At 36.8% G+C, this 26,235-nt stretch carries 26 protein-coding genes; 8 read left to right on the top strand and 18 right to left on the bottom strand.

The genetic code is table 11. The features are described from left to right. Window positions 1-4: 4 nt before the first annotated feature. Genes AC57AW_RS02210 through AC57AW_RS02200 form a run of 3 tightly spaced genes read right to left on the bottom strand, consistent with a single transcriptional unit; the run spans window position 5 to window position 2,420 of the window. Window positions 5-388, bottom strand: coding sequence for a DUF3037 domain-containing protein (locus tag AC57AW_RS02210; protein ID WP_318849017.1), 384 nt, complete (start codon window positions 386-388; stop codon window positions 5-7). Continuing rightward, window positions 375-1,148, bottom strand: coding sequence for a HipA family kinase (locus AC57AW_RS02205; protein ID WP_496350678.1), 774 nt, complete (start codon window positions 1,146-1,148; stop codon window positions 375-377). The genes AC57AW_RS02210 and AC57AW_RS02205 overlap by 14 nt, the downstream gene beginning before the upstream one ends. A gap of 15 nt (window positions 1,149-1,163) precedes the next feature. Continuing rightward, a complete protein-coding gene (locus AC57AW_RS02200; RefSeq protein ID WP_496350677.1) occupies window positions 1,164-2,420 on the bottom strand; it encodes a T9SS type A sorting domain-containing protein in 1,257 nt (418 codons plus the stop codon). 61 nt (window positions 2,421-2,481) lie between these two features. On the opposite strand from AC57AW_RS02200, the gene AC57AW_RS02195 reads away from it, so the two are divergent. Together AC57AW_RS02195 and AC57AW_RS02190 are read left to right on the top strand one after the other, a co-directional pair. Continuing rightward, complete coding sequence (locus AC57AW_RS02195; protein ID WP_496350676.1) at window positions 2,482-3,324, top strand: alpha/beta hydrolase family protein; 843 nt, start codon at window positions 2,482-2,484, stop codon at window positions 3,322-3,324. Between the two features lie 49 nt (window positions 3,325-3,373). Continuing rightward, entirely contained in the window at window positions 3,374-3,880 is a 507-nt protein-coding gene (locus tag AC57AW_RS02190) for an Ivy family c-type lysozyme inhibitor (RefSeq protein ID WP_496350675.1), read from the top strand. A gap of 56 nt (window positions 3,881-3,936) precedes the next feature. Here the strand turns inward: AC57AW_RS02190 and AC57AW_RS02185 are convergent, their stop codons facing one another. From AC57AW_RS02185 to AC57AW_RS02150, 8 genes are all read right to left on the bottom strand, one after another. After that, complete coding sequence (locus AC57AW_RS02185) at window positions 3,937-4,761, bottom strand: flavin reductase family protein (RefSeq protein ID WP_496350674.1); 825 nt, start codon at window positions 4,759-4,761, stop codon at window positions 3,937-3,939. Window positions 4,762-4,923: 162 nt separating this feature from the next. After that, on the bottom strand, window positions 4,924-6,171 hold the full coding sequence (gene fahA / locus AC57AW_RS02180) for a fumarylacetoacetase (RefSeq protein WP_496350673.1): 1,248 nt from the start codon (window positions 6,169-6,171) through the stop codon (window positions 4,924-4,926). A gap of 52 nt (window positions 6,172-6,223) precedes the next feature. After that, window positions 6,224-6,685 (bottom strand): hypothetical protein, encoded by a 462-nt coding sequence (locus tag AC57AW_RS02175; RefSeq protein ID WP_496350672.1) that lies wholly within the window; start codon window positions 6,683-6,685, stop codon window positions 6,224-6,226. Window positions 6,686-6,756: 71 nt separating this feature from the next. Next, window positions 6,757-7,887 (bottom strand): 4-hydroxyphenylpyruvate dioxygenase, encoded by a 1,131-nt coding sequence (gene hppD / locus AC57AW_RS02170; RefSeq protein WP_496350671.1) that lies wholly within the window; start codon window positions 7,885-7,887, stop codon window positions 6,757-6,759. A 235-nt stretch (window positions 7,888-8,122) separates the two neighbouring features. Then, a complete protein-coding gene (locus tag AC57AW_RS02165) occupies window positions 8,123-8,914 on the bottom strand; it encodes a hypothetical protein (RefSeq protein ID WP_318849026.1) in 792 nt (263 codons plus the stop codon). A gap of 138 nt (window positions 8,915-9,052) precedes the next feature. Then, window positions 9,053-10,327: an acetyl-CoA hydrolase/transferase family protein gene (locus AC57AW_RS02160; protein WP_496350670.1), complete on the bottom strand. Its 1,275-nt coding sequence runs from the start codon at window positions 10,325-10,327 to the stop codon at window positions 9,053-9,055. Between the two features lie 216 nt (window positions 10,328-10,543). Beyond that, window positions 10,544-12,055, bottom strand: coding sequence for a succinyl-CoA:acetate CoA-transferase ScpC (gene scpC, locus AC57AW_RS02155; RefSeq protein ID WP_496350669.1), 1,512 nt, complete (start codon window positions 12,053-12,055; stop codon window positions 10,544-10,546). A gap of 424 nt (window positions 12,056-12,479) precedes the next feature. Continuing rightward, window positions 12,480-13,631: a homogentisate 1,2-dioxygenase gene (locus tag AC57AW_RS02150; RefSeq protein WP_318849029.1), complete on the bottom strand. Its 1,152-nt coding sequence runs from the start codon at window positions 13,629-13,631 to the stop codon at window positions 12,480-12,482. Window positions 13,632-13,754: 123 nt separating this feature from the next. Here AC57AW_RS02150 and AC57AW_RS02145 point away from each other — a divergent pair, with 123 nt between their 5' ends. Together AC57AW_RS02145 and AC57AW_RS02140 are read left to right on the top strand one after the other, a co-directional pair. Then, window positions 13,755-15,824 (top strand): TonB-dependent receptor plug domain-containing protein, encoded by a 2,070-nt coding sequence (locus AC57AW_RS02145; protein ID WP_496350668.1) that lies wholly within the window; start codon window positions 13,755-13,757, stop codon window positions 15,822-15,824. Then, window positions 15,821-16,282 (top strand): thioredoxin fold domain-containing protein, encoded by a 462-nt coding sequence (locus tag AC57AW_RS02140; RefSeq protein WP_496350667.1) that lies wholly within the window; start codon window positions 15,821-15,823, stop codon window positions 16,280-16,282. Before AC57AW_RS02145 ends, AC57AW_RS02140 begins: the two co-directional genes overlap by 4 nt. 795 nt (window positions 16,283-17,077) lie before the next feature. Here the strand turns inward: AC57AW_RS02140 and AC57AW_RS02135 are convergent. Continuing rightward, window positions 17,078-17,554 carry a cupin domain-containing protein gene (locus tag AC57AW_RS02135; protein ID WP_496350666.1) on the bottom strand — a complete coding sequence of 159 codons (477 nt, stop codon included), beginning with the start codon at window positions 17,552-17,554 and terminating at the stop codon, window positions 17,078-17,080. Between the two features lie 3 nt (window positions 17,555-17,557). Further along, window positions 17,558-18,547: an NADP-dependent oxidoreductase gene (locus AC57AW_RS02130; RefSeq protein ID WP_496350665.1), complete on the bottom strand. Its 990-nt coding sequence runs from the start codon at window positions 18,545-18,547 to the stop codon at window positions 17,558-17,560. 92 nt (window positions 18,548-18,639) lie between these two features. Between AC57AW_RS02130 and AC57AW_RS02125 the strand changes: the two genes are divergently transcribed. Continuing rightward, complete coding sequence (locus AC57AW_RS02125; RefSeq protein WP_223601227.1) at window positions 18,640-19,017, top strand: winged helix-turn-helix transcriptional regulator; 378 nt, start codon at window positions 18,640-18,642, stop codon at window positions 19,015-19,017. 298 nt (window positions 19,018-19,315) lie between these two features. Here the strand turns inward: AC57AW_RS02125 and AC57AW_RS02120 are convergent, their stop codons facing one another. From AC57AW_RS02120 to AC57AW_RS02105, 4 genes are all read right to left on the bottom strand, one after another. Next, complete coding sequence (locus tag AC57AW_RS02120; protein ID WP_496350664.1) at window positions 19,316-20,170, bottom strand: glycine betaine ABC transporter substrate-binding protein; 855 nt, start codon at window positions 20,168-20,170, stop codon at window positions 19,316-19,318. A 1-nt stretch (window position 20,171) separates the two neighbouring features. After that, a complete protein-coding gene (locus AC57AW_RS02115; protein WP_496350663.1) occupies window positions 20,172-20,999 on the bottom strand; it encodes an ABC transporter permease in 828 nt (275 codons plus the stop codon). 1 nt (window position 21,000) lies between these two features. Continuing rightward, on the bottom strand, window positions 21,001-22,251 hold the full coding sequence (locus AC57AW_RS02110) for a quaternary amine ABC transporter ATP-binding protein (protein ID WP_213278254.1): 1,251 nt from the start codon (window positions 22,249-22,251) through the stop codon (window positions 21,001-21,003). Between the two features lie 516 nt (window positions 22,252-22,767). Further along, entirely contained in the window at window positions 22,768-23,133 is a 366-nt protein-coding gene (locus AC57AW_RS02105) for a DUF1304 domain-containing protein (protein ID WP_496350662.1), read from the bottom strand. A 66-nt stretch (window positions 23,134-23,199) separates the two neighbouring features. Between AC57AW_RS02105 and AC57AW_RS02100 the strand changes: the two genes are divergently transcribed. The 3 genes from AC57AW_RS02100 to AC57AW_RS02090 all read left to right on the top strand — a co-directional run bounded on the left by AC57AW_RS02100 (window position 23,200) and on the right by AC57AW_RS02090 (window position 24,718). After that, a complete protein-coding gene (locus AC57AW_RS02100; protein WP_496350661.1) occupies window positions 23,200-23,772 on the top strand; it encodes a Crp/Fnr family transcriptional regulator in 573 nt (190 codons plus the stop codon). Between the two features lie 63 nt (window positions 23,773-23,835). Beyond that, window positions 23,836-24,267: a DoxX family protein gene (locus tag AC57AW_RS02095; RefSeq protein ID WP_496350660.1), complete on the top strand. Its 432-nt coding sequence runs from the start codon at window positions 23,836-23,838 to the stop codon at window positions 24,265-24,267. 7 nt (window positions 24,268-24,274) lie between these two features. Then, window positions 24,275-24,718, top strand: a complete 444-nt coding sequence (locus AC57AW_RS02090) for a carboxymuconolactone decarboxylase family protein (RefSeq protein WP_496350659.1) — start codon at window positions 24,275-24,277, stop codon at window positions 24,716-24,718. A 488-nt stretch (window positions 24,719-25,206) separates the two neighbouring features. Here AC57AW_RS02090 and AC57AW_RS02085 read toward each other — a convergent pair whose 3' ends face one another. Beyond that, window positions 25,207-26,175 (bottom strand): cyclase family protein, encoded by a 969-nt coding sequence (locus tag AC57AW_RS02085; protein ID WP_496350658.1) that lies wholly within the window; start codon window positions 26,173-26,175, stop codon window positions 25,207-25,209. Window positions 26,176-26,235: the final 60 nt, after the last annotated feature.

Here is a 26,235-nt window from a genome sequence, read left to right as displayed (position 1 = left end):
TGTGTTATTTTACTAACTCCTCAAAAAGTTTACCAAAAGTACTGTTTAAGTCTCTGGATTTTCCCGGATGAGGTCTGGAAGTCTGTACTACCGCACTCCTTACAGCCGTCAGCCAGCGGAAACGCTCAGGAATATCAAGCAGTGCAATAGGGCCGCCGTCTTTATCACCATTCGCAATTTTCTGGAAACTTTCAAGATTCTGGATAATATCTTCATAGTCCAGTTTACTGTGCATGAGCTCAAATTTATTTGGACACAGATAGAATTCTACTCTGATGAATTTTTCCCTTTTGGAAAACATCACCAGTCCGATATTGAAAAATTCTTCTCTTTCAACTTTAGGTACCAAGCGTATTACCGCATATTCATATATTTTATCCTCTTGCATTTTTAGCTTCGTTTATAAAGATTTGAGAGTTTTCTAATCTGGTTTTCAGAAACTGAAAATAGATCTCACGGATTTCGTCAGGCGTTTCATCTGCATCATTCCAGTGCAGCCAGTCTTCAGGAATAGTATTAACAATCTCCCTGAAAAGTGTATCATTCAGTACTTCGTGGGCAAACTGATCCGCTTCGTCAAGCATTTTTGCTTTAGGAAGAAGTACATGGTCTTTCACATATTTGAAAGGTGTTTTTGCTGCTGCATCAAAATTCTGCCATGAGTGGTGGAAGTAGAACGAAGCACCATTATCGATGATCCAAAGCTCTTTATTCCACATCAGCATATTTGTATTCCTGAAAGTACGGTCAATATTGGTAATGAAGGCATCCAGCCATACTATTTTTGAAGCCAGAAGTAGATCAACACTTACCCCCGGATCATAAGTGATAGACCCGGAAAGATAATGCAGACCAAGATTCAGACCTTCAGAAAACTTTAGGAGATCCTGTATTTCTTCATCGGCTTCCGTTCTTCCGAAATCGGCATCAACATTGATAAAAACAAGTTCAGGAATTTTTAATCCCAATGCTTCGGTAATCCTTCCACCTAAAAGTTCAGAGATCAGCATTTTTACTCCATGGCCCGCGCCACGGAATTTTAATACATATTTGAAATCATCATCAGCTTCTGCCAGAGCAGGAAGAGATCCTCCTTCTCTCAATGGCAGAATGTAACGCGTCACGGTTACCGTTCTTAAATTCTGCATGAAGCAAAAATAAGGTTATTTTTTTATAATCTTTTTAGTGAATTCCTTTTCACCAGCTTTATATTGTAAAAAATAAACTCCGCTGGTTAAATGCTGAAGAGGCAGGGTATATCCTGAATCTGTTGTATTCAAATGATAATGAACTCTTCTTCCGGAAGCATCTGTAAGGGAAAGTATTTCAATTTTCTTTTTAGAACTAATGCTGATAAGATGTTGGGCCGGATTCGGATAGATCTGAACTGAAGTTTCAATAGCAGTTTCTGCTGTATTTAATGTGCTTATGACAATCAGTTTGGTTTTGGTGGTAGTGGCTCCGCAGGCATTTGTTGTCAGCTTTACATTATAATTTCCACCTGCAGAGTAGGTGTGTGCCGGATTTTCAAGAGTAGAGGTCGTACCGTCACCAAAATTCCATGAATAGGTGGCCGCATTCTGTGTTGTATTGGTAAACTGAACCGTTCCCGCTCCGGTAAGCTGGTAGGTGAATCTGCTGTGAACATCATTGTTCGTTACAAACCATTTATCCGGCTGATTATAAACTTCTGTTTTAACAATATCTTTGATCATCTGAGCCTGCGCCAGACTAAGATTGCCATTAAAAGGAATCTGTGTAGGATCTTTCTTGAATAAAATAGTGTAAAAGGTATACGCAGCAGCCATAGACCCAATATAACTCGGATGTGATTCATCCTGATCATACAACTCAATAGCAGGGTTTTGCTCTCTGATTGTTCTCCATACTTTACCTACAGGTGAAACAATACCTTCATTGATTGCCGCCATTTCCATATAGCGGTTATAAATCTGAGTGTCCATTCCCTGATAGGTACACACCGTAGGAAGTCCCGGACAATTCGCTGCATCTCCGTTTTTACGGCCCCAGGTCATGTAGAAAAGTACATTTCCGCAAGGATTTGATGTTTTAATCAGATTTGAAAGCTGAAGTGCATAAGGATATACCTGATTTTGAACCTGAGAATCCGGAAATGACGGAAGCTGGCTTTGTTCCTGTAATACGACATAATCCCAGTTTCCCTGGTTAATGGTAGAAATCACATCCGGATTGTTAGAATGATCCTGAAGCGTGGAACCTCCCGGTGTATGGCTGTGATGTTCCAGTACATCACCGTTAGAAGCAGCAATACTTTGGATGAGGTTAGGCAAATCATTAACGTAAGTATAACTGTTTCCAATAAAGAATACCCTTTTGGTCGTCTGACTCAGGATAAAAGAAAAAGTAATTAAAAATAAAAGAAGTAGAGTTTTTTTCATAAATTTCAATTTAAATTGATCCCATAAATATAAATAATATTAAATAAAACCCATTTATTTTATGAATTTGATTAGTGAAAAGAATATATATTTAGAAAATAAAGAAACAAAAGGTTTTCTTGCTGATATTTTTTATAAAGACACCGAAAAAAAACTTCCACTGGTACTGTTTGTTCATGGATATAAAGGCTATAAAGATTGGGGAGCGTGGAATCTGATGGCAGAAAAGTTTGCTGAAGCAGGTTTTTTCTTTGTGAAATTTAATTTTTCCCATAACGGAACTACTGCAGATGATCCATACAACTTTGGAGATCTTGAAGCTTTTGGGCATAATAATTACTCCAAAGAGCTTTCTGACCTTGGAGTGGTAATAGATCACTTTAGTAAAGATCCGCGTGTAGATAATGAAAAGATTGTTTTGGTAGGTCACAGCAGGGGAGGAGGAATCTCTATTATTAAAACTTTTGAAGATGAAAGAATTAATGGTCTGATCACTTTGGCCAGTGTGGATACTTTAGACCGTTTTCCCACAGGAGAAGCTTTTGAGAACTGGAAAAATAACGGAGTTTATTATGCTCTGAACGGGCGTACCCAACAGGAAATGCCACACTATTATCAGTTTTATGAGAATTATGAGGAGAATGTTCATCGTTTTGATGTAGAACGGGCAACGGAAATGGCAAAAGCTCATATGCTTATTATTCATGGGACGGAAGATGAAGCGGTAGAAGTAAAGCAAGCCGAGCATCTTCATATACTTCATCCAAATTCTGAACTTTTCCTGATTGAAAATGCCAATCATACTTTCGGAGCAAAGGAGCCCTGGACAGAAACAAATCTACCCCAAGATCTGAATACAGTAACGGAAAAATGTATTGATTTTATAAAAGAAAAATTGAAATAAAACGTTTAAAACTGCGTTATTATAAATTAACCACCTTATCAGTATAATTATGAAAAAAATTATTGCAGGCGCATTCGCGCTCTCATTATTCGTCGTTTCATGTAAAAAAGAAAACAAAACAGAATCTTCAGCAAGCACAGATACTTTGGCTACAGTAATGCCTAAAGATTCTGTAATTACAAAAAATGATTCTGTAGCATCACCACCTCCTTCTGCTCCGGCTCCGGATAATATTATCACCAAAAATGTTGGTAAATATCCTCATGATATTAAATTCTTTGAAGATAAAGGCATCACAGAAAGACTGAAAAAGCTTGCAGGAGCTCAATATGATGAAATGGTAAAGAATTTCAATGTAGAAAGTCCTATCACATCAGAAAACGGAATTTATAAACTGTCAGGATGTAAGCAGCATGACTGTCCGGGATACGCAACCCATATTTACTATGATGCCAAGAATGATAATCTGAATGTTTCTATCGATAAAAACGGAAAGATGACAGACTTTTCTGAAAAAGGAAAAATTACGATTTCAGAAACGTTGAAAGCAAAATAAGGAAAAAAAATTTCCTGCATACCATAAAAAAAGCCTGAGATTTCAGGCTTTTTCTTTTATTTAATTGTCAAAATGGTCCATGCTTCTTCCACTCTGCTTTCCAGAAGCAGTTTCTGGGCTGTAAGATGAATATTGTCATCCGCATGGAAGTCACCCGCAGGTAATATTTCTGTATTGGCAAGCATTCCAAGGTCATTCCCTGTAAATACTTTACTGTACTTAATGGAATCAGGCAGCAGATCAAAGCCGATTCCTTTTGTTACCAAAGGTTTTGGAACTTCAAAAAGGCTGTTCTCATTGCTTCTGGAATACCAGTTACTGCCTAATCGGGCTACCATATCCAGTTTTTTCTGGTCCAGATTTCCAGCTTCATTCAGATATTCTTCTCTGATATGGATTTTCTGAACTTCACAGATTACAAGATTCCCGGCGCCACCCTGATCTCCCAGTGATTTTACCTCTAAAACTTTACATTCAAAGTTAACAGGACATTCTTCAATCAGTTTAGGCTGTACAAGATCTGCCTCTTTCATGGTAAGACCAGACTTGATAAACTCATTGACTCCGGTTTCATATTCTGTAGAAGCTAAAGAAATCTGCTGTACAATCGGAAAATTGACTGTTCCAATAACGACTTCCGGCACTTCAAGAACATTTTCCAGCGTATGTTTCGTTGTATTATCACGTACTCTCCTTGATGGTGAAAAAATCAAAATCGGTGGAACCGTACTGAACATATTAAAAAAACTGAATGGAGATAAGTTAATCGTACCATCTTTATCCACTGTAGAAGCCAAAGCAATCGGGCGTGGGGAAACAGCCGTCTGCATGATCGTCTGAAGTTGTACGGAGGTTATCTCGGAGGGGATTACTGTTTTCATATTTTTATTGTAACACTTAATTCAACTTAAGTATTCAAATTATGTTAAAAAAGATGCTTCGACTCTGCTTACATGACCAATCAAATATTAACTGTTTTTGCAGTATACTTTTAACAATGTCATGCTGAGCGCAGTCGAAGCATCTGATAATAAATTCTTATTTTAAAGTGTTGGAATAATTTTACCGGAAACTTCACCGAAACCTACTCTTACACCGTCTTTTTCAGCCCAAGCCTTCATCGTAACGGTATCATTATCTTCAATGAATTTTCTTTCTTCACCGTTGCTTAATGATAGAGGATTTTGTCCTCTCCAGGTCAATTCAAGCATAGAACCGAAAGATTTTGGATCGCTTCCTGAAATGGTACCGCTGGCATATAGATCACCCACTTCCACATTACATCCGTTTATTGTGTGATGTGCCAGTTGCTGCGTCATATTCCAGTACATATATTTGTAGTTGCTTTCAGAGACAAGGTTTTGGTCTCCGTTTTCAGGCTGGATATAGACTTCAAGGTTGATATCATAGTTTTGATCACCTTCAAATTTTAAATAATCTAAAACTTCAGGATCCTGTACTGGAGAAGCTGTTCTGAAAGGTTCTAAAGCTTCAAGAGTAACTACCCACGGAGAAATTGATGAACCAAAGTTTTTCGCAAGGAATGGCCCTAGCGGAACATATTCCCAAGATTGAATATCTCTTGCAGACCAGTCGTTGAAAATCACCATTCCGAAGATAGCATCTTCTGCTTCTTTAGTAGAAATACTTTCTCCCATGTCCGTATTTTTGTTGAGGATGAAAGCCATTTCCAGTTCAAAATCCAATTGTTTACACGGTCCGAAAACAGGTTTATCTGCCTCTGCAGGTTTCATCTGACCTTTCGGACGGTTGATATCTGTACCTGAAACTACGATAGAGGATGCTCTTCCGTGGTAACCTACTGGTAAATGTTTCCAGTTAGGCAATAAAGCATTGGCAGGATCACGGAACATTTTTCCTACATTGGTAGCATGTTCTATGCTGCTGTAAAAGTCTGTATAATTCGGGATGTGAACGGGCATCATCATTTTTACTTTATCCAGATCATAGAACGCTTCTTCTATTGTTTTCTGATCTTTTGATAAAGTTGATCCTTCCTGTAATAATGTCTGGATCTTAGTACGAACGGCATTGGTAACCGGTTTACCCAGTTCAATAAATTCGTTGATGGTGTAAGCTTCAAAAACATTGTCGTCTAATCCTTCAATATCTTCAAAATAACCAAGATCATACAAGGTAGCAAGATCAATTACCTGATCTCCGATTCTTGTACAGCATCCGATATATTCTTTGTTAAAAACTGCGACTCCGAAAGGAATATTGTGTATAGAAAAATCCGAGTTTGAGGAATAGTCTACAAATGATTTCATAAGTTTAGATTTTAGTTAGATTAAAATATTGCTGAGTGTTTCCTCAGGACATTTATTTTGCCTTTTTTGTGTAAGATGCTTCATCTATCCATCTGTCTCTGGTATTGACATCAATGAGATATAGAATGTTATCCTGCTGGGTCAACAGTAACGTTTTCGTCACAGGCATTGGTATTTTTTTATTTTCAAGCATATCTGCTCTTAAAGAAATAATATTTTTTTTCCTGACGATATCACCGGTGAAAACATTAGAACTGCTTTCTCCCGTAGCTTTATCATCGAAAACTTCTACATAAGTGGCATTGTTCCCTTTGATAATAATAAAATCCCGTTCCGTATGATCAACTTCATCTTTGATGAAAACGAATTTTTTGTTGTCAATGTTTACATTTTCAAGATGCTGATTGATGCCTTTTCTTTGTTCAAGACGGTTAAGGATTTCATTCAAAGAACCATACTGAGCTTTAAGCCCCAATGTTCCTAAAAGGGAAATCCCAATTAAAAGTTTTCTCATATGCTGTGTTTTATAAAAAAAGTTTTGCCAGAATATTGTATCCTGACAAAACCTATATTTTTAATGTAAAATTAAAGATTACCTCTTCTTTCCTGCTCTCTTTCTAATGCTTCGAATAAAGCTTTGAAATTTCCGGCACCAAAACTTTGTGCACCGTGTCTTTCAATAATTTCGAAGAATAGAGTAGGACGGTCTTCTACAGGCTTGGTAAAGATCTGTAATAAGTACCCTTCTTCATCATGATCAATAAGTATACCTAAATCCTGAAGTTTTTTAAGATCTTCATCAATATGACCTACTCTTTCAGGAACCATGTCATAATAAGCCTCTGGTGGAGCAGAAAGAAACTCTACACCACGTTTTTTCAATTCAGTTACGGTGTGGATGATATCTTTTGTAGCAACAGCGATGTGCTGTACGCCTTCTCCTTCGTAGAAATCAAGATATTCTTCTACCTGAGATTTCTTTTTACCTTCTGCAGGTTCGTTGATAGGGAATTTTGCAAATCCGTTTCCGTTGGACATTACTTTAGACATCAATGCAGAATATTCTGTGTTGATCTGCTTGTCGTCAAAAGAAAGGATATTGACAAACCCCATTACCTTTTCATACCATTCTACTGTTGGGATCATTCTGTTCCAGTCAACATTTCCTACACAGTGGTCTACATATAATAAACCTGCTTCTTCAGGCTTATAATTGCTTTCCCACTTTTCATATCCAGGCATGAAAGCTCCGTTGTAATTTTTTCTTTCTATAAACATGTGGATGGTTTCTCCATATGTGTAGATTCCTGACATTCTTACCTCACCATGCTCATCAGTTAACGTTACAGGCTCTAAATATGGTTTTCCACCTCTTTTAGTTGTTTCTTCGAAAGCTGCATAAGCGTCATCTACCCAAAGTGCCAAAACTTTTACTCCGTCACCATGTTTTTTTACATGCTCGCTGATAAGAGAGTCAGACTTCAATCCGGTCGTTAATACCAATCTGATCTTTCCCTGTTGAAGCACATAAGATGCGCGGTCTCTTACTCCTGTTTCAGGACCCGCATAAGCTACAGACTGAAAACCGAAAGCGGTTTTGTAATAATGGGCAGCCTGTTTTGCATTTCCTACATAAAACTCAATATAATCTGTACCATTGATTGGTAAGAAATTTTCTGCTTGAGCTATTTTCTCGGCAAATGTAAGTGTTGACATATTTTCTCTTTTACTTTTATTTTATTGGTATGCAAATTACAAAATTCTTAGACATTGCGAAAATATTCCCTTGGATTCATTGAATATATTTAACATAAAGTTAAAGAAGAGTTTACTTAAGTATATTTAAGTTTCTTACGTTTGAAATCGGCTACTTACATTTGTATTACAAAAGACAAATGAAAAAAAATATTTCGAATCATGAAAGCCGTAGAGACTCTCTACGGCTTTCTTTCTATATTGTTTCAATCTTTCTGTTTAACATTCCGGCATCGGGATTATAATTATCCCATATCTTCCAGGTATTATTTATTTTCCGAATGAAGTAGATCTGTGTACTCAGCTGATTGACAAAGTGCTCTTCTCCTGTTTCGCCCACTTTGAACAGGAGATTCCAGAATTCCTGAGACTCCAGTATTTTCTTGTCCGGTTCATCTGTAACGATGTGAATATCAAAAACTTCATAATTGGACCGGTTATTTTTAGTAACCAGATGAAAATCTTTATCACACAGTTCTTTGCTGAATTGTGATGCCCTTTCCAGGAAAGGAGAATCATCGAATACCAGATCTTTTAGCAATTCGGTGTTGTGAGTAGGAAACAGTTTATAAAATTCAAAAGCGGCTGCGCAATAATCGTAAACCATCTGTGTGAGATATGACTCATTATCTGCTGCCTGATTGCCCTGTTTCTTATATCTTATGGATAGAATATAATCGTTAAGATCTTTGTGTCCTAAGAAAATACAGATCTTATCTAACGTTTTTAGAAACCTGAGATCATTGTGGGTTTTATCCTGGTAATCATTTTCAAAAAAACGCTGCAGGGTAACATGTGAAATGGTATTTCCAATTTCAAATTTCTTCCCTCCTTTCAGTTCTTCAGCTTCAGAGAGCTCGTCTTTAATAATTTCGGAAAGAATAATATAATGGCTTCTCTTCCATTCATTCACATTCCCCAAAACAGAATTCCTTACCTTAGAATGCTTTACAACTTCTTCTCGTATCGAATTATATATAGTTTTCAATTTCCTTGTTTTTGAGTGAGTTTTATCAAAAATACTGCCAAAAGATTAGCGCTTTTTTATGATTTTATAGAGATGGGTTCAAAATATGTTTTACTATTTTAAATGAAAAACAATTTGGAAATCCTTATCATTTGATTATCAGTGTTTAAATCTGTCGAAAGCGGCTCTCTCCAACATTTCCCTGTCGTCCGGATGGGCAATGCTGATGAGTTCCTGAGCTCTCTGTCGTAGGTTTTTTCCATACAGGTAAGCTGTTCCGTATTCAGTAACGACGTAATGAATATGACCTCTTGTTGTAACCACACCAGCTCCCTGTTTAAGAAAAGGAACGATTCTGGAAATTCCTTTTTTCGTTCTTGCGGTAATGGCTATGATAGGTTTTCCGTCATCACTTAATGCGGCACCACGCATAAAGTCCATCTGTCCTCCGATTCCGCTGTACTGCATTGTTCCGATAGAGTCGGCACATACCTGTCCTGTCAGATCTATTTCGATGGCGGAATTGATGGCTACCATTTTTTTGTTTCTCATGATGTTGATCGGGAAGTTGACTTCGCTCACATCTCTGAAAGCAAATACGGTATTGTCATCTACATAGTCATACAATTTTCGGGTTCCGAAGCAGAAACTTGTAATGGTTTTGTTATCGTTATATCCTTTGTATTTGTTGTTGATGACATCATTCTGAATAAGATCTATAACCCCGTCACTCAGCATCTCAGTATGAATCCCAAGATCTTTATGATTGGTAAGACATTTCAAAACGGCATCAGGAATGGTCCCGATACCCATCTGAAGGGTAGATTTGTCTTCAATAAGTTCAGCCACATTTTTTCCTACAAGCATTTCTTCAGCGCCTACTTTTGAACCGTAATCTACGGTTGGAAGCTCCTCTTCATGCCAAACCAGTTTATGAATTCTGCTGATGTGGATCATCCCATCTCCATGAGTTCTGGGCATTCTTGGATTGACAATAGCAACGATTATTTTTGCCGTATCCACCGCTGCTCGTGCGATGTCTACAGAAGTTCCCAATGTGCAGAAACCATGTCTGTCCGGAGGAGAAACCGTAACAATGGCCACATCCAGAGGAAGGATGTTTTTTCTGAATAAAATAGGAATCTCACTTAGAAAGACAGGTACAAAGTCTCCTCTGTCAGAATTTACAGCATCACGCACAGGAGTGGAAACAAATAAAGAGTTGATGAAAAAACTGTCTTTGTATTCCGGTTTTGCAATTTCTACATTTCCCTGTTGAGTAATGGAAACCATTTCTACATTCTGCAATCGGTTTGACTGTCTTGCCAGCTCATCAATCAGGTAGTTGGGAGTACATGCGCTGCCGTGAAAAAATACTCGGTTGCCACTTTTTATCGTATATATCGCTTCTTCTGCACTGATGTAATTATTCATATTTTATCTTTTTAGTAGGGTGTTCATCGTATTTTTTACCTCATAAAATACCTCTCTTCTTTCAAAGATAATCTTTATAACCTTACCTATTTCAAATATTTTCAGGATATTGGAAAGACTTTTGTCATGTAGGATAGTTGGGGCTGTATCTAAAAAAGAAAGGACCAAATGCATTGGCATTCAGTCCTTTTTATTTATTGCTTTGTTGTGAAATTCTTAATTAGAAACTTCAGCCATTATTTTCTGCTTCATACTTCCTGTTTCGGAGAACCTAAGATGCCAGCTGAATGATTCTTCGAGTAAATGAGGAGTATGTCCGCCTCTTTCACAAGCTCTGTCAAAATAAGACTGTAATTCTTCTTTATAATCAGGGTGAACACAGTTGTCAATGATTTTCTGTGCTCTTTCTCTCGGTGCCAATCCTCGTAAATCTGCTAATCCGATATCTGTCACTAGAATATCAACATCATGTTCCGTATGATCAGTATGAGAAACCATAGGAAGGACATGAGAAATATTATTTCCTTTTGAAGCGGCCTGAGTTACAAAAATACTTAAGTAAGCATTTCTTGCAAAGTCTCCGGAACCTCCGATTCCGTTCATGATCTTTGTTCCTCCGATATGGGTAGAATTTACGTTTCCATAGATATCAAATTCAATAGCAGTATTGATAGCAATTACCCCTAATCTTCGGATCAGTCCCGGAGTATTGGAGATATTCTGAGGTCTTAAAACAAATTTGTCTTTATATTTTGAAAGGTTTCCTAAGACTCGTTCATAGCATTCCTGGGAAACAGTAATGGATGATGCTGAAGCAAAACTCAATTTACCGGAATCTATCAGGTCAAATGTACTGTCCTGAAGTACTTCAGAAAACATCGTCAGGTCATAAAAATTACTGTCTTTGAATCCTGTAAGAACTGCATTGGCCACTTTTCCGATACCTGCCTGAAGAGGAAGTAATCTGTCTGTAAGACGTCCTAGAAGAACTTCATTTTCAAAGAATGCAAGAAGATGTTTGGCTATAGCTGTTGTTTTTTCGTCCGGTTCTGCAATGTCTGCCGGGCTGTCTTTGCGGTTGGTAAAAACAATGGCTTCAATTTTTTCAGGATCAACGGGAATGCTTTTTCTTCCGATTTTGTTCCATGGAGCTACAATTGGAATAACGTTTCTGTAAGGATAATCTTCAGCCTGGTAGATATCATGGATTCCATAGACTTCTTCGGGAACCTCGGTGTTGATTTCGATGATCACTTTTTTAGCCAAAGCAGCAAAGGTTACTGAATTACCCACAGAAGTGGTAGGAACAATGCTTCCATCTCTTTCAATATAAGCAGCTTCGATAATGGCTACATCTATGCTCTGAAGGTTTTTAGTGTGGAGAAGTTCGGCACTTTCACTTAAATGCTGGTCGATGAAGAGAATTTCACCATTGTTGATTTTGTTCCTTAAAATAGGATCTACCTGGAAGGGCATTCTTTTCTTTAAAACATTAGCTTCTGCCAATTTTCCATCGGTACCATGCCCTAGTGAAGCTCCGGTCATCAAAGTGACTTTAAGGTTTTCTGTTTTTCCTCTTTCCGCCAGTGCAGGCAAAATAGCTTTGCTGTCACCTGCTTTTGTAAAGCCGCTGGACCCAATGGTCATGCCGTCTTTAATGATTTTTACAGCATTTTCTGCCGTAGTTACTTTTTGGTGTAGACTTTCTAATCTGATTCTTTCTAACATGTAATATTGATTTTGGTTTAAACCACCATTACTTAGGATGCGTCATGAAAAATAATGATGGTAAATATGTTAACCATGCCTCACAAATTTACGAAAAAAGACGCTTTAAATAAAGAATTTAAAGCGTCTTTTGTATGTATTCAGTAATACTTTTTGATATGAACCAGATGGATTTTTTTAATGTAAAATAAATTTATTTGAATTTTTAACCACAAAAGTCACAAAGAATTATATTTAAACACTTTAGTTTTCTTAAGAAAGTGTTCAATAATACCGTATAAAGTGCACATTAGAAGAAAATCTTCGATTTTCAAAACTTTAGTGTTCTTTATAATCAAAGATTCACTTATAAATCTTTAGTGTTTATCTTTTGTGACTTTTGTGGTTGATATTAAAACTCAAAAGCTGTTTTAATTTTACTGTTTTATTCTAACCATGAAGTTTTGTAAGAAGGATCTTCTACTTTTAAAGCTTCTTCGGTAATTTTTAAAGGACGGAATGGATCTACCATAACGGCATATTCTTCCGTAAATTTTTTACCAATACTTCTTTCCATTGCACCTGGATGAGGTCCATGTACAATACCTCCTGGGTGTAGCGTGAAGTCCATCAGGTCAATGTGATTACGGCTCATGAAATCACCTTCTGTATAGAATAATACCTCATCAGAATCAATATTGGAGTGATTGTAGGGTGCAGGAATAGCCTGTGGATGGTAATCATACATTCTTGCGCAGAATGAGCACACTACGAAATTGTGTCCTTCAAAATTCTGGTGAACCGGTGGCGGTTGGTGAATTCTTCCGGTAATGGGCTCGAAGTTTTTAATATTGAATTTATAAGGATAAAAATATCCGTCCCAGCCTACTACATCAAACGGATGCGTTGCATAGATGAAATCTGTAATCTGGTTTTCTTTTTTAACTTTAATCAGGAATTCTCCTTTTTCGTCAACAGGTTCTTTGAAAACAGGAGCAATCATATCTCTTTCACAGAATGGAGAGTGTTCTAAAAGCTGTCCGAACTCGTTTCTGTATCTCTTCGGAGTATAGATAGGTGAGTGGCTTTCCAATACAAAAAATACTGTATCATCAGACTTAAGCTCTACCTGATAAATGGTTCCTCTCGGAATAATAAGATAATCTCCGGCTACAAACTCAAGATCTCCTACAAAAGTTTTTAAAATTCCGGTTCCCTGATGAACATATAAAAGTTCATCGCATTCGGCATTTTTGTAGAAATAGTCCATCGATTTTCTTGGCTTAGCCAATCCCATTTTCAAATCATTGTTCATCAAAAGAATTTTTCGGCTGTCCATGAAATCGTCTTCAGGAGTGACATTCATTCCCTTAAACATTCTTGGAGCGATGTTTTTTTCCACAGCGATTTTGGGAGTGACATCTTTCGGTTCACCGATAGATTTGATCTGCGTAGGGCGGTGGATATGATATAACAGAGAAGAAATACCATGGAAGCCTTCTGTACCGAAAAGCTGTTCATAGTAAAATTTATCTTCCGGAGACTTAAAGATCGTATGCCTTTTTGGTGGGATATTTCCCGCTAGATGATATCTCATTTTACTTTCGTATGTAGTTTCTCAAATTTAATCATTTTTCATGAATTGGCTTAATCTATATTTTTTCAGATAAGTTTTGTATTTAAAAAATAATTGTTAGATTTGTCTAACAATTTTAATTTCATGAAGCGAATACTATTTTCTATCACTTTTTTATCAACCTATTGTTTTGCACAGGAGACAGACAGCTTAAGTTTGCAGCCCAATAAAAATCTGGATTCTGCCAGAGTTACCAAAAAAGAAATCAAGACGAGTACTATAGAGGATGTAGTGGTTACCGGAACCATAAAACCGATGAGCAGATCAAAGAGCCCTGTAGCAGTAGAGATCTACAGCCAGAAGTTCTTTCAGAAAAACCCAACTCCCAGTATTTTTGAAGCTATTGCCATGGTGAACGGCGTAAAACCTCAGCTGAATTGTTCTGTGTGTAATACAGGAGATATTCACATCAACGGGCTGGAAGGACCTTATACAATGATTCTGATTGACGGAATGCCGATTGTAAGTTCACTTTCCACCGTATACGGATTGAGTGGAATTCCAAATAGTCTGGTGGATAGGATAGAAGTAGTAAAAGGTCCTGCATCATCCATTTACGGTTCTGAAGCGATGGGAGGGGTAATTAATATTATTACGAAAAATGCCTTAACAGCTCCTAAGCTAAGTGTAGATATGATGACAAGTACATGGAGTGAAAATAATCTTGACCTTTCAACCAAGTTCAACGTAGGAAAGAATGCCGCTTCATTATTAAGTTTAAATTATTTCAGCTTTAAAGAAAGAATAGACCAAAACAAAGATAATTTTACAGATGCTACTTTACAGAGCAGAATTTCAGTTTTTAACAAGTGGAATTTTAAAAGAAAGGAAAACAGGCAGGCTAGCTTTGCGCTGAGATACCTGTATGAAGACCGTTTTGGGGGAGAAATGCAATGGAACAAATCTTACCGTGGAAGTGATCAGGTGTACGGAGAAAGTATTTATACCAACAGGGCAGAGGTTTTCGGGTTGTATGAATGGCCAATGAAGGAACATATTGTGACTCAGTTTTCTTATAATTATCACGACCAGAACTCATTTTACGGATCCAATCCTTTCAATGCTACACAAAAAGTAGCTTTTGTGCAGACCTATTGGGACAGAAGCTTTGGGAAACATGATATTACGGCCGGATTTACTTTTAAAAGAACTTTTTATGATGACAATACACCGGGAACATTAGCATCAGACGGAATCACCAATGCTCCGATGAAATCTCCAATCTGGGGAGCTTTTATCCAGGATCAGTGGGAGATTAATGATAAAAATACGTTGTTGCTTGGATACCGATATGACTATGACAAAGTACATCATTCTGTGCATTCACCGAGGTTAGCATGGAAGTTTTCACCCAATCCGTACCATACCCTGCGTTTCAATTTTGGGACAGGCTTCAGAGTGGTAAATTTATTTACAGAAGATCACGCTGCATTGACAGGATCAAGGGAAGTGGTGGTAAAATCAGATCTTAAGCCGGAAAGATCGGTGAACGGAAACCTGAATTATATCTGGAAAATCCCTGTGGGAAACCGCTTGGTAAATCTTGATGCTTCTGCATTCTATACTTACTTCAGTAATAAAATTGTGGGCGATTTTGATTCCGATCCTAATAAAATTATTTATGATAATCTTCACGGATATGGAATTTCAAGAGGAGCTTCTCTGAACGTTGATTTTGCGTTTCAGTTTCCACTGAGTGTCAATTTAGGGGTGACTTATCTGGATGTATACCAGAAATTTGACAATGAAAATCAAAAAACACAGCAGCTGCATGCTCCAAAATGGAGTGGAACGTACAATCTGACTTATAAGTTTCCAAGTAATCTGACCATAGATTTTACAGGACAGTTTTATGGACCGATGAGGCTTCCTGTTCTGCAGAATGATTATCGTCCTGAATATTCACCATTCTATTCTTTGGCCAATATTCAGGTATCAAAGAGTTTCAAATCAGGATTTGAAGTGTATTGCGGAATTAAAAACTTATTCAATTTTACCCCTAAAGATCCTTTGATGAGACCGTTTGACCCATTTGATAAACATGTTGATGATCCTGTCAAGAATCCTAATAATTACACTTTTGATACAGCATATGGCTATGCTCCAATGCAGGGTATCAGAGGTTTTCTGGGAGTAAAATATACTTTAAAATGAAAAAAATAACTTTATTTTTAATGTTAGTGCCCTGTTTTTATCTGTCTCAGATGAAGACAGGCACTTTTTCTGAATGGGAGGTTCTGCAAAAAAAAGAATCCAGACCTGTGGTGATCCATCTTTATACAGATTGGTGTGCAGTCTGTAAAATTGAGTCTTACCGTCTGAGTAAAGATAAAGAGCTGACTGGCATGATGAATGACCATTTTTATTTCATCAATTTTGAAGCGGAGAAAACAAAGGAGACGATCCATTTTCAGAATCAGGAATTTGCATATCTGCAGAATGGAAATTCCGGAATTCATGAATTGGCACTGGCTTTGTCAAAAAATAAAAATCAGCCTGTTTATCCTTTATGGGTATTCCTGGATAAACATCAGAATCTGGTGTATTATCAGGAAGGGCAGATGACACCTGAGAAAATGAAGCAGAAATTGCTGGAGATTTCTGCTTTGTAAAGTGTTTGTTTTTTTGTTGGAAAAACGCAAAGGCACAAAGTTTTTTCTTTTATTATGCTGTAAGACGCAAGGATTTTATCTGTGATAAAATTGTATGTTCCTAATACTATATGCATTAATCCTTGCTGAAAAACTTTGATTTTCTTGCGCCTTAAAACAGTATCATATTTATTTTCTTTGCGCCTTTGCGTTTGCCCAACCTTAATGTCTTCTTTTTATTTCCCACAGATTACACAGATTTCTGCTTTGTAAAGTGTTTGTTTTTTTTTGTTGGAAAAACGCAAAGGCGCAAAGTTTTTTCTTTTATTATGCTGTAAGACGCAAGGATTTTATCTGTGATAAAATTGTATGTTCCTAATACTATATGCATTAATCCTTGCTGAAAAACTTTGATTTTCTTGCGCCTTAAAACAGTATCATATTTATTTTCTTTGCGCCTTTGCGTTTGCCCAACCTTAATGTCTTCTTTTTATTTCCCACAGATTACACAGATTTCTGCTTTGTAAAGTGTTTGTTTTTTTTTGTTGGAAAAACGCAAAGGCGCAAAGTTTTTTCTTTTATTATGCTGTAAGACGCAATGATTTTATCTGTGATAAAATTGTATGTTCCTAATACTATATGCATTAATCCTTGCTGAAAATTTTTGATTTTCTTGCGCCTTAAAATAACGTATTATTTATTTTTCTTTGCGCCTTTGCGCTTGCCCAACCTTAAGGTCTTCTTTTTATTTCCCGCAGATTGCACAGATTTTTTAGCTTGTTGAACTTTTAAAATCTTTGAGAACTATCCAATCTTTTAATTCTCTCCTTCCGCATCGATCAAGACAGCCAGCTGAATACAAGGTTCATCTGAACTGTTGCTCCACGCATGATTGGTTCCCCGCTGAATCACGATGTCTCCAGGTTTCAGAAGCGTTTCTCCTTCTTCCATGATGAGGTAGAGTTCACCGGAAAGGATAATGATATAATCCAGTGTCGGAGTTTGATGCATCATCGGATGAGGTTCATTCTTTTTCCATTCAACCCCTAAATCTTTATCGGGAGGAACAACTACATACCGGAAATAAGTACCATTTTTAGGGGTCTGTGGAAATCCAGTGTTAGGAATTCTGGTTTCAAAGTCAAGGCTTGCAGGCATTGTCTGCGTATTCCATACATCTGAAATGATAAGACCCGGAAAATGTTCTACTGCGTTTTCTACCTGCTGGTCTTCTATGATGATGGATTTTCCTTCTTTTATTCCTGTTACGATTCGTCTTGGTATTTTGTTCATAGATTAGTGTTTCATGATGAGTTTATGGCCTTGGGTCTGATTGTTTTTTAAAATAGAATGTGCTTTCAAAACGGTTTCCAGAGAAAGATTTCCTATGAGTTTATGCTGAGGAGGAAGAATCGTTTCGTTTTCAATAAGTTTTTTTATTTCAAGTAAGCTGTTTTTGTAATATTCATATTTTTTGATCATTCCGTAAGTATAATTGGAGATATTCATGATCAGGCTTCCTTTATTGAAAAGCATTTCATGAGCATCCTTTGTGACTAAAGCTGTTACATCTACGTAAGTTCCATTAATTTTTAAAACCTTTGCAGTGACTTCTGACATATAATTTCCTACGAGATCAACTCCAAACTCAAAGGGTCGATCATTATTGGCTTTTACAATATTTTCAATAATATTTTCTTCCCTGTAATTAACGATCTGATGGTTTTTTAATCCTAAATTCAAAAGCATCTGCCTGTTTTCTTCACTGCCAACGGTTGCTGTGATCTGTCGAATATTATGGGCAAGTAAAAGTTTAATCAAAAATGAACCAACACCTCCGGCTGCGCCAGTGACAAGGAGTGTATTTTCCGGATGTAATTTCAGACGGTTAAAGATCTGCAACGACGTAAGTCCAACTGAAGGAATGGAGGCTGCCTGTTCAAAAGAAATATTTTCTGGTTTAATAGAAACAATCGTTTCAGGAACGGTAATGTATTCAGCATAAGTACCATTGCTTCCCATAGAACCGCTTCCACAATAGACTTCGTCACCAATATTAAATTGTACAGCTTCGGGACCTTTACCAACTATAATTCCCGATGATTCTCTTCCCAGTATTGGAGAACTGATCAGTTTTCGTTCGAGCTCGTTCTCAAGCATCTGATAATCGATAGGATTGAAACCGCTTGCTTTAATCTGGATTAAAACTTCATTGTTTTTAGGTTTTGGCTGTTCTGTAAAACCATCCTCTAATTTTCCATTTTTATTTAAAATAACTGCTTTCATACTTTAAAATTTGATACACAAATGTAAAGAGGGAATAGTTTATATTTGCTACTAGTTAACTAATGGTAACTAGTTACCTTCATGAAACTATTATGGCAAAAATTACTGAAAACGGTATCGAAAGAGAAGCTAGCTGTACAGAAGAATTGTTCGCAATGCGGGATAGTCTGGATGTATTGGGTGGAAAATGGAAACTGATGATTTTACGGTATCTGACAAACAGACCTGATCAGATGATTCACTTTAAAAAGCTGGAACGCAGTATCGAAGGAATTTCTGCAAAAATGCTGAGCAAGGAATTAAAAGAACTGGAAACAAACCTTCTGATCACCAGAACCATTCAGGATACGAAACCTATCACGGTAACGTACGCCGTAACCGAATACGGGAAGTCTGTTTTTCCTGTGACAGAAACATTAGTCAATTGGGGAATAATCCATCGAGAAAAAATTAAAGAATCAATGGGATAGTTATGAGATATTGGAAAACGGAAAAACGCAAAAATTTTCCTTTAAATATGTCTTAAGGCGCAAGGATTTTATCTTTGATACAATTTAATTCTGTTGAATTTTAACTGAAACAAACTTGCTGAAAATCTTTGATTTTCTTACGCCTTAAAGCAACATGTTATTAAATTTCTTTGCGCCTTTGCGATTACTAATACATATTGCTTCATAGAGAAAAGATTAAATAATTTATGTCGATGAAAAAATCCTCAGACCTGAATCAGGTTGAGGATTTTAAAGTATACCAAATTGTATCGCTATATTAATTTTTATCCAGCCAGGACTGTACGAGTTCAGCGTGATCTTTTACCCATTCTTTGGCGGTGGCTTCTTTGTTTTTACTGTCTTCCATTTTGGTTAAAAGATCAGCCATATTTTCATCATCAAAATGGATTTTAGAAAAGAATTTTGCCAATTTCGGATGATCTTTTCCAAAGCTTTTTCTTGAATAGGTTTTAATCTGTTCTGCTTCTCCAAATATCTTTTTAGGATCATTAAGAAACTTAAGCTTCATTTTTCCAAACATCCAGTGAGGCTGCCATCCCGTTACCACAATCCATTGTTTACGCTGGATCGCATTCTGTAATTCGGTGATCATGGCAATGGTAGAGGAGTTGATCTGCTGATAATCCAGCTTATAATCAATAATTGCTTTATCAGTTCCGGTGGTTAATCCTGCTCCTTTTTCAATTCCTATAATTCTGTGATTGAATTGATCTTTATGCTGATTGAGCTCTTCAATAGAGTTAACGGGAACATATTCAGGTACGACCAATCCTATACGGCCGTTGTCATAATTGGTTCCAAGATGAGTCAGTCCCGGAAATTTAGCAAGCTTTTTAGCATGGGTGTAAGGAAGCCAGACTCCCATGAAAAGGTCTGTATCTTCATTATTCATCGAAGCAAGAATCATATCCGTTGAGGCTTTCTGAATAATAACGTGATATCCCTGCTGGTCCAGAATAGCTTTAGCAACGTGGGTCATTGCAACATCTTCCGCCCAGCCATCTACCATTCCTATGGTGATATATTTAGAGTTTTTTATATTTTCACACGAATATAATGCAGCAAAGACCACTATTAAAATCGGAAAAAATAGATATTTTAATTGTTTCATCTTATTGCTTTTTCTTTACAAATCCCTGGGTAATCCTGTCAAGAATAATGGCTAAAATCACAACGGATAATCCACTTTCAAATCCTAATCCAATATCCAGGTTATTAATTCCTTCCAATACTTTCTCTCCTAAACCACCTGCTGCAATCATTCCCGCAATCACAACCATTGATAGTGATAAGAGTATGGTTTGATTGATTCCTGTTAAGATCGTTTTCATGGCTAAAGGAAGTTCTACTTTAAACAGGATCTGACGGTTGGTTGCCCCAAAAGCTCTGGCTGCTTCCACAATGTCTTTCGGAACGGCTTCAATTCCCAATGCTGTTAATCGTACCGCTGGTGGCATTGCAAAAATGATCGTTGCAAAAGCTCCGGGCACTTTACCAATACTGAAAAATAATACAGCAGGAATCAGGTAGACAAATGCGGGCATTGTCTGCATTAAATCCAGTAAAGGACGAATGATTTTGTCAGCTATTTTACTTTTTGCAGCCCAAATTCCCAGCGGGATAGAAAGGATAAGAGCAGTAATGGTGGACACAAAAATAAGAGCCAGCGTTTCCATCGTTTCTTTCCATAATCCCATTAAAAATATTAAACTCAGTCCGGCTGCGGTTACTACGGCAATGCCTTTTCCAGCTTTCCATAATGCCAGCAGCGTAAAAAAGAGGATGATTACATAAAAAGGAGTGTTTGTTAATACCCATTCAATCCCCATGATAGAGGAGTTTCCTACATGTTTTATGACATCAAATACAGGTTTTCCATTTTCTGTGAGCCAATTGATTGCAGTTTCTACATATTGACCTATATCTATAGTTTTATTCATCTTATTGGTTGTTTGCGATTTCTTTTAATTCAATAATTTCTTCTTCGTTAAACTTGGTCGCTTCTATGACAAGAGATAACTGGGTGACAAGACCTAAAAATTTGTTGTCTTCATCAATTACTGCAATGGCTGATTTACTTCCGGAAATTAACGGCAGCATTTCTTCCACAGTTACCTCAGGATAAACTGAAGGGACATTGCTGTTGATAATTGATTCTACCGTTGGTTCTTTCTTTCTGGCAATGCGGACCACATCATTAAGGGTAACAAAACCCAGAAATTTATTTTGAAAATCTACCACAGGTAAGTTTTCTAATCCTGTGGCTCTCATTTTTCTTAAAGCTCCTTCCGGACCGTCTTTTCTGAAACGTACCACCGTAGCCTTATCGAACATCAGAGATCTGGCAGTGATAATTGTTTTACGGTCTACTTTCTCTACGAAAGCTTTTACATAGTCGCTGGCAGGATTGGTTAAAATATCTTCTGCTGTTCCTATCTGTTCTATGACCCCATCTTTCATAATGACGATACGGTCTCCAATTTTAATGGCTTCGTCCAAATCGTGCGTAATAAAGACAATGGTTTTTTGTAAAGTATTCTGCAGTTCAAGCATCTGATCCTGCATTTCAGATTTTATTAATGGATCCAGTGCAGAAAAGGCTTCATCCATAAGTAATACTTCAGGATCGTTGGCCAAAGCTCTTGCTAATCCTACTCTCTGCTGCATTCCTCCTGAAAGTTGTGATGGATACTGATTTTCAAAGCCATTTAAACCAACAATATCTAATGCTTTCTGTGCTTTTTCATCGCGGGAAGCTTTGCTTTCTCCTCTGATTTCCAGCCCGAAACCTGCATTGTCTAAGATAGTATGATGAGGCAGCAATCCGAATTTCTGAAACACCATACTCATTTCCGTTCTTCTTACTTCCAGAAGTTCCTTATTGTTTTTGCCAGTAATATCATCGTCATTGATATATACTTTCCCTGAAGTGGGCTCATTCAGCCTGTTTAGGCAGCGCAGTAACGTAGATTTACCACTTCCTGACAATCCCATAATAACAAAGAATTCTCCTTCATAGATCTCAAAACTTGCTTTGTTGATTCCTATGGTACAGCCTGTTTTTTCAAGAATTTCCTTTTTGGAAAAGCCTTTGTCTAAAAGTTCCTGTGCTTTTTCTTTGTTTTTGCCAAAAATAATAGTCAGATCTTCAACTTTAAGTTTTACTTTTCTACTGTTTTCATTTTTTTCCATATTCAGAATTTTTGAATTAATAAATGATATAAAAAATTGTACACCAATTCATTATATACGTTTAGCTTTAGTTGTTCTGCTGATGAGGATAGGATAAAATAATTTGCTAAGCTTTTAATGATAAAAGCTTTTAACAAAAAAATAATGCATAAGAACCATGAGGCTTATGTTTATTTTAAATATTTCAATAGATTATACTCTAGAAAAAGAGTGCATTTATGCAAAAAGAAATTAATCTTTTACATAGATTCTACAATTAAATTACTGATGAGGTAATTACAGATATGTGTACTGAACAACTTGAACGCCTACTTTGCATCAAAATGCAGGCCAGCATAAAAAAACTGTGTATCAATTTTTTATGACGGTGCAAATTTACGAATTTTATATTAAATGGATTTTAACGGCTGTAATGTGTTGATTTTCAATAGTTTTTTTGAATTGAAGTTTCATGAAAATTTTTCTCTTACTACTAAAGCTAAGAGAAGATTGACATTGTCGGTATGATCCGGTAAATTATTTCAGTAAAACGGCAATAATTGCAAGTATAGCAGGAAGTGCCTGTACAAAGAATATTTTTTTAGTGGCAGAAATAGCCCCATAAATTCCAGCCACAGCTACACATCCTAAAAAGAATAAAGCGACATTGGTCTGCCATTGCGGATCTTTAATCAAAAACGACCAGATGAGTCCGGCAGCAAGGAAACCATTGTAAAGTCCCTGATTAGCAGCCAGCCCTTTGGTGGGTTTAAACATTTCTGCAGGTAAAGCAGTTTTGAAAACTTCTTTTCCTTTTGTTTCCCAGGCAAACATTTCCATCCACAGAATGTAGAGATGTTCTATTGCGACTAAGGCGATCAAAATTTTTGCAACGATGTCCATGATTTATTGTTTTTTGGAATTGTAAAACTAAAAAAATAAAGTTAAGTTTGATTACTAAATATTACAATGGAAACTTTCAAGGCACATTTAGATAAATTTATTACGATCACCAATGAGGAATTTGCTTCTATTATTTCTTTTTTTCAGGTTTTAAAAGTGAAAAAGAAAGAAAATCTGATGCTTGAGGGTGATGTCTGTAAATTTAAATATTTCGTTTTGGAAGGTTGTCTGAGAAAGTTTTTTGTCAACGAAAAAGGAGTAGAACAAACCACAGAATTTGCCATAGAAACCTGGTGGATGTCGGATACTTTTGCTTTTGAAAAACAAGTGAAGTCAGGTTTTAATATTCAAGCTGTGGAAAATTCCAGCATTTTAACCATTGATTTTCAGTCTCAGGAACTTTTACTGGAAAAGCATCCCGTTATGGAACGCTATTTCAGAATGGTGTACCAAACGGCTTATGCTGCTGCCGAAAAAAGAATCCGTTATATTTATGAGATGACGAAAGAAGAATATTATGTGCACTTCAGTACGTTGTATCCTTGGTTTATACAGAGAATTCCACAATATTTAATTGCTTCCTTTTTAGGGTTTACTCCAGAATATCTGAGTGAAATCAGGGCCAAGTTACGATCTTAAACCAGTTTAAGATTTTTACGGTTCAGAAACCGGAAATTTGTCATGTTATTAAAAGCCAATACAATGACAGATACCAAAAATCAATTTCCGCAGTTATTTTTAAGACTCGCTCTTGCTGTAACCATGCTTTCTGCTGTGGCAGACCGGTTTGGATTATGGAGCAAAGAAAATTCGGCATGGGGAAATATGGCGAGCTTTGAAGAATATACCAGACAGTTGACATTTTTTCTTCCGGAATCAATGAGTACGTTTTCAGCATATGCTGCTACTTTCTTCGAGATCCTTTTTCCATTACTGTTGATTGCTGGGTTTAAAACCAAAATTGCAGCGTATGGAAGCAGTATTCTGCTGTTGATTTTTGCCATATCCATGACCATTGCTTCAGGACCAAAAGCTCCGCTGAACTATTCTGTTTGGGTGGCAAGTGCTGCGGCTCTTTTATTGGCCGTTCAACAACAATATTCTTTAAGTATAGATCAATTAACCAAAAAATAATAATATAATGAGCGCAAGATTAAATATTGCAACAGTAGACTCAGCAGCTTATAAAGCGATGCTTGGATTGGAAGGATACCTACAAACAATTTCATTGACACACATTCAGAAGGAACTGATTAAGATCAGAGCTTCACAGATCAATAAATGTGCTTTTTGTCTTGATATGCATACAAAAGATGCTATCAAATATGGTGAAACCACTCAAAGAATTTTTATTCTGAACGGATGGACAGAAGCAAAAGAATTCTTTACAGAAGAAGAGCAGGTACTTTTGTCGATGACAGAGGAAATTACATTGATAAGCGACAAAGGATTAACTGAAGAGACCTATCAAAAAGCAAAATCATTTTTTGATGATAACCAGATCGCTCAGATCATCATGGCTATCGTAACGATCAATGCATGGAACAGAATTGCAGTGAGTACTCATCTTCCGGTTGCAAAATAATAAAGTAATGAAGCGGGAAGATGAAAGTTGGATGTTGATGATGAAACCTGCATAATTTACGGATGTTTACTTTTTATAAAAACGGCCTTTCAGTTTTTGAAAGGCCGTTTTAATGAAGATACAAAGTGACAATGTAACACAGTAGGGTATTAATTATAGAAATAAATTCTTTGGTTCATTTTATTTTTTAAACTGGAATTACATTGTCTCTCCGTTTCTCGGATATAAAAGTTGTTTGAATTTTACCCAACCACAAAAGTCACAAAAGGTTTCATTTAATACACTTGAGTTCACTTAAGTAAGTTTAAAATGAGACCACAGAAAAGTTCACACAAGATGAAAATCAAAGATTTTCACAAAACTTAGGTGTACTTATTACGCATAAGGCCCGGTTCTGAAAAAAGTTAAGTGTTTAAAGCTTTTGTGCCTTTTGTGGTTAAAATAATGAATATAAAAGTTTAAACAACCTCATACTGTAAGCATTTAATTTAATAAATAGCGACAGGATTCACATTCACCTGAGTAGATCCTACATATAAAGGCTGTCCCAGAACGAATAAAAATTCCCACACTTTTTGCTTTATCAGAGAACGGCTGTCAATCAGCTCCAGATTATAGATTCCCTTTTTCGCCAGCATAAACTGGTTGATTGGGAATTCTTCTTTACTTTTTGGGTTAGGATAGACTTCGGAAGCCCAAGTATCGCCGCCAAAGGCTACAATTCCCTGATCGGCAAGCCATTTTGCAGCATCCATTCCGATGCCTGGCTCTGTTTCCAGAAACTGTTTATTGTCTTTACCAATCAATTCCAGCCATCCTGTGTTGAAAAGAATAACGTCTCCCTTTCTTAAGGTAAGTCCCTGTTTCTTTAAAACAGATTTGATATCTTCTACAGTAAATTCTGTTCCTCCAGGTACAATTAATTTCCCATAATGTGCGGTCATATCAAGGACTACACCTCTGGTTACAAAAGGAGGTACTTTTTCCACACCTAGTTTTTTAACGCCTTCTACGGTTACAAAATCAGTTGCTTTATTTCCGTTGTAGTAAGTATTATCAATACCAATGTGTCCGATACCGTTAAGCTGTGTTCCCACTCCGGTCCATCCGTTTACCAGTTCATCATTGAACGTAAATTTATTTGGTCCTATACTTTTTCCTCCCTGTTCTCCAGGCTGAATATTGTATAAATTGAAACTTCTGTGTCTGAAAGCCGGAAGGTTTTTATCAATAGGAACGGCAAGAGCTAATGTTTTACCTTGCTTCACGAGTCCCAGTGCCTGTTTTACTACTTCTGGAGTCAATAAATTGGCGGCCCCGATTTCATCCTTTGCTCCGTATGCAGAAGGATACCATGATTTGTCTTCGGGATTAACAAGGGTTTGAGCATTTACTGCAATGCTGTTGATAGTCAATAGCGTTGCTAACCCGAATATTTTAATCAGATTATTTTTCATTTTTTATGATTTATGGATTGAAAAGAGAAAAGAAACCGGAGGGTGGAATAGGAGGTTGTT

It is taken from the genome of Chryseobacterium sp. BGA-UO-ETr-SB22, assembly GCF_059567885.1.
This window is presented reverse-complemented; position numbering and strand designations above follow the sequence as displayed.

Bases quoted from the DNA above. Each gene is read 5' to 3' on its own strand.
- AC57AW_RS02150 (WP_318849029.1), bottom strand. From the start codon at position 13,631: ATGAGATATCATCTAGCGGGAAATATCCCACCAAAAAGGCATACGATC.
- AC57AW_RS02115 (WP_496350663.1), bottom strand. From the start codon at position 20,999: ATGAATAAAACTATAGATATAGGTCAATATGTAGAAACTGCAATCAAT.
- hppD (WP_496350671.1), bottom strand. From the start codon at position 7,887: ATGTCAACACTTACATTTGCCGAGAAAATAGCTCAAGCAGAAAATTTC.
- AC57AW_RS02120 (WP_496350664.1), bottom strand. From the start codon at position 20,170: ATGAAACAATTAAAATATCTATTTTTTCCGATTTTAATAGTGGTCTTT.
- AC57AW_RS02185 (WP_496350674.1), bottom strand. From the start codon at position 4,761: ATGAAAACAGTAATCCCCTCCGAGATAACCTCCGTACAACTTCAGACG.
- AC57AW_RS02190 (WP_496350675.1), top strand. From the start codon at position 3,374: ATGAAAAAAATTATTGCAGGCGCATTCGCGCTCTCATTATTCGTCGTT.
- AC57AW_RS02110 (WP_213278254.1), bottom strand. From the start codon at position 22,251: ATGGAAAAAAATGAAAACAGTAGAAAAGTAAAACTTAAAGTTGAAGAT.
- AC57AW_RS02160 (WP_496350670.1), bottom strand. From the start codon at position 10,327: ATGAATAATTACATCAGTGCAGAAGAAGCGATATATACGATAAAAAGT.
- AC57AW_RS02210 (WP_318849017.1), bottom strand. From the start codon at position 388: ATGCAAGAGGATAAAATATATGAATATGCGGTAATACGCTTGGTACCT.
- AC57AW_RS02200 (WP_496350677.1), bottom strand. From the start codon at position 2,420: ATGAAAAAAACTCTACTTCTTTTATTTTTAATTACTTTTTCTTTTATC.
- AC57AW_RS02125 (WP_223601227.1), top strand. From the start codon at position 18,640: ATGGCAAAAATTACTGAAAACGGTATCGAAAGAGAAGCTAGCTGTACA.
- AC57AW_RS02140 (WP_496350667.1), top strand. From the start codon at position 15,821: ATGAAAAAAATAACTTTATTTTTAATGTTAGTGCCCTGTTTTTATCTG.
- AC57AW_RS02090 (WP_496350659.1), top strand. From the start codon at position 24,275: ATGAGCGCAAGATTAAATATTGCAACAGTAGACTCAGCAGCTTATAAA.
- AC57AW_RS02085 (WP_496350658.1), bottom strand. From the start codon at position 26,175: ATGAAAAATAATCTGATTAAAATATTCGGGTTAGCAACGCTATTGACT.
- AC57AW_RS02100 (WP_496350661.1), top strand. From the start codon at position 23,200: ATGGAAACTTTCAAGGCACATTTAGATAAATTTATTACGATCACCAAT.
- AC57AW_RS02135 (WP_496350666.1), bottom strand. From the start codon at position 17,554: ATGAACAAAATACCAAGACGAATCGTAACAGGAATAAAAGAAGGAAAA.
- AC57AW_RS02130 (WP_496350665.1), bottom strand. From the start codon at position 18,547: ATGAAAGCAGTTATTTTAAATAAAAATGGAAAATTAGAGGATGGTTTT.
- AC57AW_RS02205 (WP_496350678.1), bottom strand. From the start codon at position 1,148: ATGCAGAATTTAAGAACGGTAACCGTGACGCGTTACATTCTGCCATTG.
- AC57AW_RS02175 (WP_496350672.1), bottom strand. From the start codon at position 6,685: ATGAGAAAACTTTTAATTGGGATTTCCCTTTTAGGAACATTGGGGCTT.
- AC57AW_RS02195 (WP_496350676.1), top strand. From the start codon at position 2,482: ATGAATTTGATTAGTGAAAAGAATATATATTTAGAAAATAAAGAAACA.
- AC57AW_RS02145 (WP_496350668.1), top strand. From the start codon at position 13,755: ATGAAGCGAATACTATTTTCTATCACTTTTTTATCAACCTATTGTTTT.
- AC57AW_RS02105 (WP_496350662.1), bottom strand. From the start codon at position 23,133: ATGGACATCGTTGCAAAAATTTTGATCGCCTTAGTCGCAATAGAACAT.
- AC57AW_RS02095 (WP_496350660.1), top strand. From the start codon at position 23,836: ATGACAGATACCAAAAATCAATTTCCGCAGTTATTTTTAAGACTCGCT.
- scpC (WP_496350669.1), bottom strand. From the start codon at position 12,055: ATGTTAGAAAGAATCAGATTAGAAAGTCTACACCAAAAAGTAACTACG.
- fahA (WP_496350673.1), bottom strand. From the start codon at position 6,171: ATGAAATCATTTGTAGACTATTCCTCAAACTCGGATTTTTCTATACAC.